Annotated in this window: 11 protein-coding genes; 6 read left to right on the top strand and 5 right to left on the bottom strand. The window is 51.7% G+C overall.

Features of this window, described 5'->3' with window-relative positions; genetic code table 11:
* The first annotated feature begins 53 nt into the window (after window positions 1–53).
* The 5 genes from ACOQPU_RS15165 (at window position 54) to ACOQPU_RS15145 (ending at window position 3,114) form a co-directional block, all read left to right on the top strand.
* Window positions 54–998, top strand: a complete 945-nt coding sequence (locus ACOQPU_RS15165; protein WP_420640673.1) for a TerB family tellurite resistance protein — start codon at window positions 54–56, stop codon at window positions 996–998.
* A 91-nt stretch (window positions 999–1,089) separates the two neighbouring features.
* Complete coding sequence (locus ACOQPU_RS15160) at window positions 1,090–1,509, top strand: DUF4259 domain-containing protein (protein ID WP_420640672.1); 420 nt, start codon at window positions 1,090–1,092, stop codon at window positions 1,507–1,509.
* 25 nt (window positions 1,510–1,534) lie between these two features.
* A complete protein-coding gene (locus tag ACOQPU_RS15155; RefSeq protein WP_420640671.1) occupies window positions 1,535–2,074 on the top strand; it encodes an REP-associated tyrosine transposase in 540 nt (179 codons plus the stop codon).
* 5 nt (window positions 2,075–2,079) lie between these two features.
* On the top strand, window positions 2,080–2,856 hold the full coding sequence (locus ACOQPU_RS15150; protein WP_420640670.1) for an LppX_LprAFG lipoprotein: 777 nt from the start codon (window positions 2,080–2,082) through the stop codon (window positions 2,854–2,856).
* A gap of 45 nt (window positions 2,857–2,901) precedes the next feature.
* Window positions 2,902–3,114: a hypothetical protein gene (locus ACOQPU_RS15145; RefSeq protein WP_420640669.1), complete on the top strand. Its 213-nt coding sequence runs from the start codon at window positions 2,902–2,904 to the stop codon at window positions 3,112–3,114.
* Between the two features lie 13 nt (window positions 3,115–3,127).
* On the opposite strand, the gene ACOQPU_RS15140 is transcribed toward ACOQPU_RS15145, so the two are convergent.
* Complete coding sequence (locus ACOQPU_RS15140) at window positions 3,128–4,213, bottom strand: N-6 DNA methylase (RefSeq protein WP_420640668.1); 1,086 nt, start codon at window positions 4,211–4,213, stop codon at window positions 3,128–3,130.
* A gap of 179 nt (window positions 4,214–4,392) precedes the next feature.
* On the opposite strand from ACOQPU_RS15140, the gene ACOQPU_RS15135 reads away from it, so the two are divergent.
* A complete protein-coding gene (locus ACOQPU_RS15135; protein WP_420640667.1) occupies window positions 4,393–5,967 on the top strand; it encodes a hypothetical protein in 1,575 nt (524 codons plus the stop codon).
* A 74-nt stretch (window positions 5,968–6,041) separates the two neighbouring features.
* Here ACOQPU_RS15135 and der read toward each other — a convergent pair whose 3' ends face one another.
* The 4 genes from der to ACOQPU_RS15115 form a co-directional block, all read right to left on the bottom strand.
* Window positions 6,042–7,409, bottom strand: a complete 1,368-nt coding sequence (gene der / locus ACOQPU_RS15130; RefSeq protein ID WP_420640666.1) for a ribosome biogenesis GTPase Der — start codon at window positions 7,407–7,409, stop codon at window positions 6,042–6,044.
* 75 nt (window positions 7,410–7,484) lie between these two features.
* The gene (locus ACOQPU_RS15125) at window positions 7,485–8,864 is read right to left on the bottom strand and encodes a YbbR-like domain-containing protein (protein WP_420640665.1); all 1,380 of its coding nucleotides are present in this window, start codon (window positions 8,862–8,864) and stop codon (window positions 7,485–7,487) included.
* Complete coding sequence (gene cdaA / locus ACOQPU_RS15120; protein ID WP_420640664.1) at window positions 8,861–9,676, bottom strand: diadenylate cyclase CdaA; 816 nt, start codon at window positions 9,674–9,676, stop codon at window positions 8,861–8,863. Before cdaA ends, ACOQPU_RS15125 begins: the two co-directional genes overlap by 4 nt.
* Before the next feature lie 15 nt (window positions 9,677–9,691).
* Window positions 9,692–11,962: a tetratricopeptide repeat protein gene (locus ACOQPU_RS15115; protein ID WP_420640663.1), complete on the bottom strand. Its 2,271-nt coding sequence runs from the start codon at window positions 11,960–11,962 to the stop codon at window positions 9,692–9,694.
* Between the last annotated feature and the right edge of the window lie 14 nt (window positions 11,963–11,976).

Raw genomic sequence — 11,976 nt, 5'->3', positions numbered from 1 at the left:
AATCTGTGCGGAACAGTGAAAATTCGTACCCTGTAGTTTTTTAGGATGGTATTATGTCTGATCGCAATCTTATTTTTACGTTAGCGAAAGTGATAATTGCTGCCGCCTGGGCCGATGGCGAGGTAAGCCCCGAAGAGGTGAACAGCCTCAAAGATTTGCTCTTTCAGCTTCCCCGCTCTGGTAAAGAGGGTGGTTTGCAAATGAGCGGCCAGGAGTGGGCGCGGCTGGAAATGTACATCGACCAGCCGATTGGGGAAGCAGAGCGCGCCCGCCTAATTGCCGATTTGCAAGATGCCTTGCGCACACCACGGGACCGCCAACTGGTACGCCAAGCTCTGGACGAGATGGTGGGTATCGACGGGGAAATCACCGCAGATGAACAGGCATTGGTGGCTAATGTGAAGCAGGCAATCGATGACGTCAATTTAAATCTGTTCGTGCAGCTTGGCCGGATGGTGGGTGGGGCGATGGCACGGCGAACGGCCGTTGCCGATGCGCCTAATCGTGAACGACACTTTGATGATTACATCAAAAACAAGGTGTTTTACGCTGTCAGTCATCGGCTGCACGTAGAACAGTCCGAGTTAAACATACCCGAAGCAAGTTTGCGCAAGCTGAGCTTGGCAGGGGGGCTGATGGCCAAGGTGGCCCATGTGGATCATGATGTGTCTGAGGCAGAGTTTGGGGCGATGGTACAGGCGTTGCAAACGCATTGGGAGGTGGATGAGGTAACGGCCGTATTCATCACCGAGGTGGCAGTGTCTGAAGCGGCCAAGAAGCTGGATCACCACCGCACCGTGCGCCAATTTGCCACCCGCACCACCCGCGAAGAGCGGCTGCACTTTTTGGACGTGCTTTTTGCCGTCGCTGCTGCCGACGGCATGGCTACCTATGATGAAATCGAGGAGATTCGCGCCATCGCCCGCACCCTCAACCTGACGCGCGAAGCGTTCATCGAAGCCAAGCTGAAAATCCCCCGCGAGCAGCGCGAAGCGTAAGAAGTTATCCGCAGATTACACAGATTGACGCAGATTTAGGTTTCTAGCAATCCGAAAAACCTGCGCTAATTTGTGGATTATGGAGATTTAGATGGGAATTTGGGGAACTGGTAATTTTGAGAATGATGCTGCCGCAGATTGGCTGTACGACTTCGGCGAGAATGATTTTCGGCTGATTGACCGCACGCTGGCTGGGGTTGCGGGCATGATTGAGGCTGATGAGCTGGATGCCTTTGAAGCGCAAGAGGTGCTGGCTGCCGCCGAATGTGTGGCTGCTGCCATTGGCTTCCCAACTGACAATCCACCGGAGGAGCTGGCCGAGTGGCTGGCAGAAAACAGCCCAATGCAGGTGAAGCCTGAGTACGTCGAAATGGCGCGCAAAGCAGTTGCCCGCGTATTGTCTAAATCGGAACTGCGGGAGCTGTGGCTAGAGAGTGATGAGTTTGGGGTGTGGGAAACGGCCGTTCTCAACCTCCAATCTCGTCTAAACCAAATCAGTGCGGAGGAGTGAGCATCCTCAGGGGAAGCGGTAAATTATGAGCAAGAAAAGGATAGAAATTGAGGGACATATTTATTACATCACGACGACCATTTATGGTCGTTTACCACTTTTTATAACCCCCAGCTTTGTCTTGCCCATTTTAGACAGCCTGAATTTTTACAAGTTCAAGCATCAGGTTAAGCTGCTTGGCTATGTAATTATGCCAGATCATTTACATTTGCTGATTTGGCCTTACGGGATCTCCTCAATTTCAGACTTTATGCGGGATTTTAAAAAGTTCACAGCTTCGCGCACTGTCCGGCAGGCAGAAGTGGAAAATCGGCAAGATTTGTTAGTGACTTTTGGCAAAGCTGGTATTGAAACGGCCCGTGCCCAGAACAAAGTTTGGCAAGATAGCTTCTGGGACAAAACTATTTACACTGAAAAATTCTTGCGACAAAAGCTGAATTACATTCACCGGAATCCAATCCGGGCTGGTTTGGTTGATGACATCGAAGCATATCCTTATTCCAGTTACCGTAATTATGTGCACGATGACCAAACGCTCATTGAAATTGATAGAGAGTGGAACTAACAATCATGCAATTTTTCTCAAACAACCGAGGAGTGAGCATCCTCAGATGCAAACGGCCGTTCAAAAACTACTTCCTCCTACCCCTAACCTTTTTACTCACAATCCTAACCGCGTGTGGCGAGCCGACCTTGCCCGAAATAAGCTCCGAGGAGCTGGTTCAGCTTTCGGCTGAGCGAATGAAAAATAGTGACGGCTTTCAGTTTGTAATTGAGCGGGATGGCGCACCCGCTTATCTCGACCCTGGCGAAACACTTTCCTTTCGACGGGCGACGGGTGCGTATGTGGCCCCAGATCGCGCCCTGGCAACGGTGCGGGTCATTGGCCCCGGCATCATAACGGATGTAGACGTGATCAGCGTAGCAGAAATTCAGTGGCAAACCAACGTGGTCACGGGTGCGTGGGAAGAACTGCCGCCCAACTGGGGCTTTAATCCGGCTGTTTTGTTCGACGACGACATTGGCATTCAGGCAGTGCTGCTGGCTGATTTGTCAGAAATAATGCTGGCCGAGCCGGAAAATCTTGCAGAAAGTGAGGGGCCGGATGAGCTTCTGTATAGCGTAACGGCCGTTGCCAGCGGCGAAAATATCTACCAAATGAGCGGCTTCCTGATTGGCCCAGAGCAGGTGACACTGCAATTGTGGATTGTCCCGGAAACGTTTGAGTTAGTACGGATTGTCGTGCGAGAGCCAGAGCCATCTCACGAAGATGGCGAAAGCATCTGGCAGGTAGATATTTCCCACTATGACGAGATAATCGATATCCAACCGCCGGAGATCGAATAGTTAAACAGAAAGAGATTGATTGGTTTCCAGCATTCAGGAGGCGTGATGAAATTTTCTGATGAGTCTGAAATAAAGGGTGCCCTTATTGGCATAGCCAAGAATCTGAAAGTCATTGCCAAGCAACAAGAGATTATTGCCGAGCAACAAAAACGGCAGACTGACAGCCTTCGTAACCTGTCAGCCGTATCATCTATTCTTCTGATCATGGCAGTGTTGCCCTTGCTCATTATGGCAGCCCAGGCGGGCATTCTGTCTTAGGGCCCCAACCACATTAGTTTCGGCGCAGGATGTAAATTCGCCCCCACTGCCCCAAAACTGCGATGGAGTAACCAGTTAATATTTCCAGATGGTCGCAGCGGCGGACGGCCGTTTTTACCAAATCATATTCGCTACTCAGGATGACGGCACGGCCGTTTCTCCCCAACACCCGCTCCAATTCCCTAAAAAAAGCGGGATACAGCTTCTTCAACGCTTTTGGCGAGCCGATTTGCTTGCCAAAGGGCAAGTTGGTTGCCACCTTGGTAATGCTGCCCAGTGCAAGTGGCAACTGCATGGCGTTGGCATGCAGCATGTGGAAATTGGCAGGTAACTCCTTGCGCAGCGATTCCACGTTTAGGCGTGTAGCGCGACTGTGATTGTAAACAATGTCTGCACCGAGCATCTGCTGATATGCCCCTGCATATCGCCGCTCCATGAGCAGCGTACCGCTGCCGCACATGGGGTCCAGGAAGATGTCGTCGTCTTGGGGTTGGATGAGGTGAATCATGGCGGCGGCTACAGACGGCCGTAAGGCCGCTTTTAGCGGCATGGGCTTGTTAAAGCGGTGGCGCATGGTGCGGTCCGTTAGGCGGATGCCAGCGACGAGGCGAGAGCCGAGCAAATTAACCCAAATTTCCAGCATGGTGTGGTCTTCCACCAGCCGCCAGCGCGGGTAACGCACTTTCATGCCCCGCCGCACTGCTTCACCTAGCTGCTTGCGGTAAATGTCGTGGCTGCCGTACAGGCGACTAATCACCCGGTAAGACGGCCGTCCCGGCTGTTTACGCATCGGCATGGCAATGTCAATGGCGTGCTGGAAAAGGGCTGAATCTTCTACAAGTGCCGTTAGCTGCGGCAGCGGTTGGCGTGTGCGCGGCACCTTGTCGATAGAACAAGCCAATACAAACACGTCCTCCACGGTGCGCAGCTGAAGCAAATCTGATGCATCTCCTGCATAGCTGAAGAGCAAAAGCCCGTTCTGGTCTTTGGCAAAAACAGTTTCGGCAAACTTTGCCCGCGGTAGCTTGTCCCGAATTTCCAGCCAGGCAATTTCCTCTACCCCCGGCATTGTTTGCACATAGTAAGTCGTTGAGTTCATTCCCATCATCATCCTTCCCGAAAATCAGTAGATGATACCATAACTGATCTGATTCGATGGATCGTTAGCAAACTGGTTGCAATAAATATCCATAATAATTACACTCTACTTTGTCTCTACTCAGGAAAGAAAGTGCCCCGAAAATTTATCGACTGCCAAACCACAATTAGGAGGCTAAAGTGATTCAAGAAAAAATCCCCGGCAAACTCTGGTTCGTCATTTTGATCTTGCTAACGGCCGTGCTGACAATCTTTTTGGCAGCATGTTCTAGTGGTGACCAGCTTCTGCTGGCTGAATTTAATCGTGATTTTGAAGCAGAGATATTTTTAGCAGAGTTGGGTTCTGAGTCCAGCGAATGGCAATCTTTGGCCGATGATGCTGTTCCGGCAAGGATATTTGAGGGAAACTTTGCCACTTTTGTTCCCGATACTAACCGCATTTTGCTTTGGTATGAAGATGGCAATGACCTACGTGTAGAACAGATGGAAATTGGAGATGATGGTCCAACGGAACTGTTCGAAGGGGATACAGGGGATTGGGTTTTCGGTTCCTATGTTACAGATCCCTTCCTGGTATTCCTCACAGAATCAGATGATTTCTCGGAATATAGCTGCTATGTCTCTATGGACGGTGCAGAAGCAGACCGGGTAGCAAAAGGCTCTGGCTGTATGGTTTATGAAAACGGCGTTGTCGTAAAAGAAAGAGATGAGGAAGAATTAACGCTCACCTTGTATTCGTTGGATGGGGAAGACGAAACTGTGGTTCTGGATGGTGTTGAAGATGTGCTTGATACTGCCTGGAACTCAGATTTATCTACATTTGCTTATGTAGAGATGGGGCGTCGGGATGCTCTCGCATATTCAATTGAACCGGGTGATGATGAAGCAACCCCAGTCGGTGATGAGTTTGAAGTGATTTTGTCTGTCGGGTTCTTGGCCGACAACAAGACGATTTATGTGATTGGCAAGCCGGATGAAGATGATGATGAGGTGGGTTTGTACATCAATGGCACTGGGGAACCTGTTCTGGAAGAAGAAAATATTCAGTTTGCTGGCCGCGGCGAGGATGACAATCTTGGCTTGTTTAGCACCACAAACTCGCGGGAAGAGATCTTGTTTGTTGTTGCAGATGAGACGGCCACAGAAGTAGCCGAGGGGGATTTTGTTTCTGTAATTGGCTATTATGGTGAACGCCTGCTGCTTTCAGTGCAGGAAGATAGCGATTCGGTGTTGCTGAGTGCCAACGAAAATGGCACAGAATCGATTGAACTGTTTGCAGATGATGATTTTGAGGTAGTTGAGGCAGATATTGATGCGGAAAACGGCCGTTTTTACCTTACCTTGCGTGATGAGGATGGGCTACTGTCTTTGTTTGTATCTAGCCTGGATGCCGAAGATGGCTACTTCTTGCTGGAAGAGTGGGCTTCGCTTGTCTTGCTGAATGCGTCAGAAGATGCGGCCGTCTTTGCGGCCCGGGAAGATTTTGGCGATGATTGGATTCTATACGCCATTTCTGTCGAAGATAGCGCGGATGAAATTGAGCTGGATGACGACGCTGAAAATGGTTTTGATAATGCCTTCTTGATGGATAACGGCCGTTCCCTCATTTACACAGCTATCGGTGATGATGCGACTGAAGCTGAGGTGCGCCAAGTTGCTTTGGATGGGGAAGAAAGGCCAGACACATTGTATAAAGATGTTGTCTTGCTTGATGTTAGCTGGGAAGGGGCGTCCAATCTGGAAAGTGTTCGCTAGAGCTAAGGAGAGTTCAAAGGTCTTATAAGTAATTTGGCTAGTACCAGGTACGAACGAGATTTTTGAACTCTCAACTATTTGCCAAAACGATCCTCGCTGCGGGCGCGGAAAAAGAGCCGAATAGGCACCCCCGTAAACGGCCACTGCTCCCGCAGCCGATTCTCCAAAAACCGTTTGTACCCAAAATTAAGCCAATCTGGATTGTTTACAAAGAAAACAAACGTAGGTGGAGCCACGCTGGCCTGCGTGACGTAGAAAAACTTGGCTCGTCTACCCCCTTTGCCCGGCGGCGGGTGCTGGGTGATGGCATCCCGCATGAATTTATTCAGGGCACTGGTGGGTATGCGCTGGTAACGCGCCTCATTGACATCCATCACGTGCGGCAAAATGCGGCTAACGCGCTGCCCCGTCATTGCCGAAATGAAGAGGATAGGCACGTAAGGCAAAAAGTTTAGCTCTTGCCGCACTTTCTCTTCGTACTCCTTCATGGTGTACGTATCTTTCTCGATGGCATCCCACTTATTTACCAGCACAATCGCCCCGGCAGTTTCATCGGTAATCATGCCCGCGACGTGCGCATCCTGGGCAAGGAGGCCACTCTCGGCATCCAGCAGCATTAGCACCACATCGGCTCGTTTTAGGGCTTTCATGGCGCGCAGCACGCTGTACTTTTCGATGCCAGGGTCAATTTTGCCCCGCCGCCGAATACCGGCCGTGTCAATGAGCGTAAACTCTTGCCCATGCCATTTTATTTTTGTGTCGATGGCATCGCGAGTGGTGCCAGCTATGGGGCTGACGATAACGCGCTCCTCACCGATGAGCTTGTTCACCAAGGTGGATTTGCCCACGTTCGGGCGGCCTAACATGGCAATTTTGATAGAGGTATCTTCTTCGTCGTCTTCTGTGGCCGTGCGAGGAACGGCCGTTACCATCGCATCCAGCAGATCTCCTGTGCCATACCCGTGCAGTGCCGAAATGGGAAAGACTTCCCCCAATGCCAACTCATAAAATTCATACACATTTTCAGCCAACTTGGATGATTCCAGCTTGTTGGCCGCTACCAACACTGGCTTGTTCGATTGGCGCAAAATGTCTGCCACTTCCTGGTCGGCAGCCGTAACGCCCACCTGGCCATCCACAACCAAAATAACGATGTCTGCATCCCGAATGGCAACGGCCGCTTGCTGGCGAATAAAAGGCAAAAACCGTTCAGAATCTTCAGATAGCGGCTCGGTGTGCCAGCCCGTAGTCACTTCAATGCCGCCCGTGTCTACGAGCGAAAAAGACACGCCACCCCACTCGCTGTCGGCATAGAGCCGGTCGCGGGTGGTGCCTGCGGTCTCAGAAACAACCGCCATGCGGCGGCCAACGATGCGATTAAAAAGGGTAGATTTGCCGACGTTGGGTCTACCGACCAACGCGACCAAAGGTTTTGTACTCATGTTTACGGTTATATAGGTTTTTACCACAGAGTTTGCAGAGAATCTTGAGGTGATGCATTTTCTCTGTGGCTTGGCTTAAATTGCTTTATGGTTGGGCAGCCAGGCGATGGCGGGTTGAATTGTGTGGGGGAGATGGGTGGAAGCGGCCGTATCCTCAACACCTCTCGTTATCTGCATACCCGGCACAATCGGCAGTAGGGACTCGGTTTCGGTAATCTTTCTCGTTGGCGTCATCACCTCTGTGATAACCACTTCAATCACGGCAGGTTGAATTGATCGTAGCTCCAAACCACGATCTGGTACATCCACATCTGGCTCTAACGAATATTCACCCACCTCCAGGCCAAATAAATCCAGCGTCACCCGCACTTCTTGCTCTGTTAATGTGTCTAACACGGGCGATGGTCCAAACAAAACCACCCGTACCGTGTCTGGGTCTATGGTTGCTTCAAGCCCTTCATCAACGCCCAAAAGCTCAACCGGCTGATTATATATTTTGGTGCTGGAGAACGGTTCAATTTGCACTGTTGCCGTAATTTCCGTCACGCTGTCGAGCGTAATACCAGTTGGTAAAACCAACGAAACCTGATCCTGAAACGTTTCCGTCAACCCTGTTATGTCAATCGGCTCCGTTTGTACGTCGAACGATTGCGCCAGTCGTGTTGGTAGCCCGGTCACCAACACGCTAGACGGCTCGATTGTGACGCCCAGCACCCGGTAACCCGGTGCCACTTCGCCCACAATATCGGCTGTAATGACCTTATTTGCAAAATCAGCAGATTCGTTGATCGGAATTGTAACCTCAACTTGATCTGTGCTTAGCTCCAGTCCGCTCACGCTGGCCACGCGCCCCTGCCGGTTGTAAAAAAGCGGCTGTGGTGATTCGATCCGTGTTTGCGTATCGTCATTCAAAAAGATGGTGATCTGGGCAAAATCCAGGCTGTCTACTTCTGATTCTGTGCCAGTTACGGTAATGACGGGCGGATCGATTAACGGTTCTCCCATCGTGTATCCACGCGCTACCTCTCCCTGAATATCGTGCCGAACATCAATGTCACGCGTGACCAGCTTCTCCAAACGCACTGTTATCGTTTCTGGAATCGGTACCTCCATAGTAATGTCAGTATTTTCTGACTGAATTTCGACTGGGACAGTGACACTAAAGCCCAGCGGCACCTCGCTCAGGTCGATGATGGCCGCAAAATCAGTTTGGTCTAATGCCGACACAATCGAGGTGGGACCTTCATAGGTGATGAGTATGAGCGGGTTGTCTTGCGTGGGGCTGAGCCGGGTTACGTCTTCTGGCAAGCCAACAAAGGTAGCCGGGATTTGCAGCACACGCCTCAGGTCAGGGTCCTCTACTTGCATAGCGTTTACCCAAATGACAATCGCCAGGATGAAGGAGAGAACCAAAGTTGCCAAATTGGCAATGAGGGAACGGGCCACGCGAATCATGTTTCTACCCTCTGGCTGTTTGGCCGATTGTGCAAAAAGGCGTGCAAGATGTCATCGAGTCTGGCGGGGTCTTGGCGGCGAATCACACGGCCGTTGTGCGCAATGGAGACTTGGCCAGTTTCTTCCGACACAACCACCGCTACAGCGTCGCTCACTTCGCTAATGCCCAGCGCGGCGCGATGGCGCAGCCCCATCTGGCGGTCGGTTAAGCTGCTTGTTGAAAGCGGCATCACGCAAGCGGCCGCAGCCAGCTTGTCGTTCCGCATAATTACAGCCCCATCGTGCAGTTCTGTATTTTTGTTGAAGATCGTCAGCAATAAGTCCGGTGATACTTCGGAATTGAGCAAAATGCCTGTGTCAATGTACTCTTGCAAACCAGTGTCGCGCTCAAACACGATGAGTGCCCCGTGCCGCCGCTGTGACAGCCGAACGCTGGCGTCTTTTACAGCCGTAACGACCGGGCTTACTTCGTTTCTGCGCAGGAAGCGGAAGTAGCTGCCCGTGCGCCCTAGCTGTTCCAGGGCACGGCGTAGCTCCGGTTGGAAGATGATAGGAATTGAGAGCAGGAGGGTTGGCAAAATCCAGCTAACGAGCTGCCGAAAGGCGGTTAGCCCCGGAATGGCGGAGAGCAGCAGCACAATGAGAGCTAATCCAACAAAGCCCCGCAAAACTTGCACGGCACGAGTGCCCCGAATTAGCAAAAAGCCGCTGTAGATAACGGCCGTTACCAGCAAAACATCAATCACACTGATCCACACATCGGTAGAGCGGTTCAGTGCGTCAAGAATACTCTCCCAGGAAAAAACGTTCATAGGTGGGTGCTGCGGTTACGGCCGTAATTGGGCTAACAACTGCCGATAGCTGGCCGCATTAGGGGGATTTAGTGCCAGGATTTTCTCGATGGTTCGGTAAGCTGCCTGGGTTTCATTGGCTTCGAGCTGAGCTTCACCCAGCTTGTCTAGCAGCTCAATGGCGTCTGCTTGCCGTTTTTGCTGCAAATAAAGGCGAGAGAGGCGATCAATCAGATTCTTGTCAGACGGCCGTTGTCGCACCATATCTTCCAAAATGCCAACCACTTTGGCTCCTCGGCCGCTACGTACCAACTGCTTCAGGTAATTATCCAGCTCACCAACGGCATTGATCGGCTGCCCAACCTTGTAATATAAATCAACCAGGGTGATGGCTGTACGCTCATCATTGGGGTCGAGTACCCGCAGCTCTTTGTAGGCTGTTAAAGCACGTCGCCAATCGAACCGCTGCATATCGATTTCAGCTGCCAGCCGCAAAAAGCGCACTTTCCAATTTTGGTCCTCTGTGCCACGTGGTGCTAATTTAAGTGCTTCTTGATAGGTGTCACGAGCTTTGTCTACCTGCGCCAATTGGTAATAAGCATCGCCAACTGCCAAATAATGGTCCAGTGCGCGATCAATTTGGCCGTGCTGCTTAAGCATGTCGATCAGGCGGCCTCGTGCAGGCAAATCAAGCGGCGTCATTTCCACTGCCTTCTCGTAAGAGATAATGGAGCCATTCACATCGCCACGATTGCGGTAAGTGTCGGCAACCGTCATGAATTTCTGTGCGGCCGTTTCGCGGCGGCCTTGTTTACCCAGCAGCTCACCCAACTGGATGTGCGCAGGCAAATAATCGTTGGAAAGCTGAATGGCCCGGTAGGTTTCCTCGACGGCCGTATCATACATGCCGCGTCTCGCATATTCCTGGCTCAAATAAAGCGATTCCAAAACCTGCTCAGAGCCAGCCGTCAGCATGTCACCCAAGATCATCATGCCAGAGTCCGAAATAGCATCCAGGCGACCTCGTGCATCCTTGGCTTTGTCCTCCCACCCTTTGTGGCTCAAGAACTCTACCAATGCGTTGGCAAAAGCAGACGCCTGATCCCGTTCCCCCTGAGCCATCAAACTATCAGCTAGGTTTTCGTATAGTTCAATGAGGCGGTCTGCTTGGCTGTGCTGCACGGTCGCCAAATCCACAATTTTCAGCACATTGATGAAATGTTCCAACGCTTTTTCAATGCGTCCCCTGGCTCGATGGCATTCGCCCAACGAAAAGTGGCTGGCCAGCCGGAAATCATGATCTTTTACCGAAAGCTCAAATTCCCGCACCGCGTCCTCGAAGCGGAGTTTGTCCTGGTACAGCAGGCCGAGGTTGAAATGTGCGGCCGTATTGTCCAAGCCCAGCCCCATCGCCTCTTCATAGGCACTAATTGCCTCATTGGTCATGTTCCGCGTCTGGAAATCCAGAGCCTTGCTGATGAGCGTGGTTAGCTGAAGCGTTTGCGCGTTCAGCTCCAAATCCCCGTCACCAAACAAATCTTCGGCCAGCTTCTCAGACGCCAACCGACGGGCATCTTGTACAGGGCTGGCCGCGTCCGTCACCTTGCCGTTGCTGCTGCCTTCTTTTTCTTGCAGCGCAGCGGCCATATGCTGGGCCACTTCGCTAATGCTGTCTGAGGATTGATAAGTAGGAGAGTCTGATTCGCCAGCCAGCTTTTCACCACTGCGGATTTGCTCGATTGCTGTTAGCACTTCGGCATTGCGTGGGTCCAGCTTTAGAGCCAGCTGGCACGCTTGCAGCGCGTTTTCCGATTCCCCTTGCGCATTGAGGATGCGGGCGATGGCCAAATATTCCCGAATGGCATTATGCACTGAGCCTTGCCGCTCGTAAATGGAAGCCAGCCGCTGATGGGCGCGGAGCAAATCTGGTTCCAGCCGCACGGCACGGTTCCAGTTGTCCATTGCTTCGGTCAGTCGCCGCCGATTTAGCTCAATTTCACCGATGGCCATGTAGGTTTTGCCAGCTTCACCATATTGCCCCAGCCGCTCTTGCACGTCGGCTACCTGACGCAGGTAAATGACGTCTCCGCGAGAGAAGCGTGCAGCCAGCTTGTAATTCTCCAGCGCGTCTTGTAGCTGGTTTAGCTCCAAATAGGCCATACCCAGCCCGGCGTACGGTGCTGGCTCATTGGCAATTTCCCGAATAGCGATCTGAAATTCCTGGATCGCTTCTTGCCATTTTTGATCCCAGCTATGGGAATGACCTCGGTTTAATGCTTCTTCGAATCGGGCACGGTTTCCTGCCATGCCAAAGCCTCCAC

The sequence above is a fragment of the Candidatus Leptofilum sp. genome, from assembly GCF_965223285.1.
In the GTDB taxonomy this organism is placed as follows: domain Bacteria; phylum Chloroflexota; class Anaerolineae; order Promineifilales; family Promineifilaceae; genus Leptofilum.
This window is presented reverse-complemented; position numbering and strand designations above follow the sequence as displayed.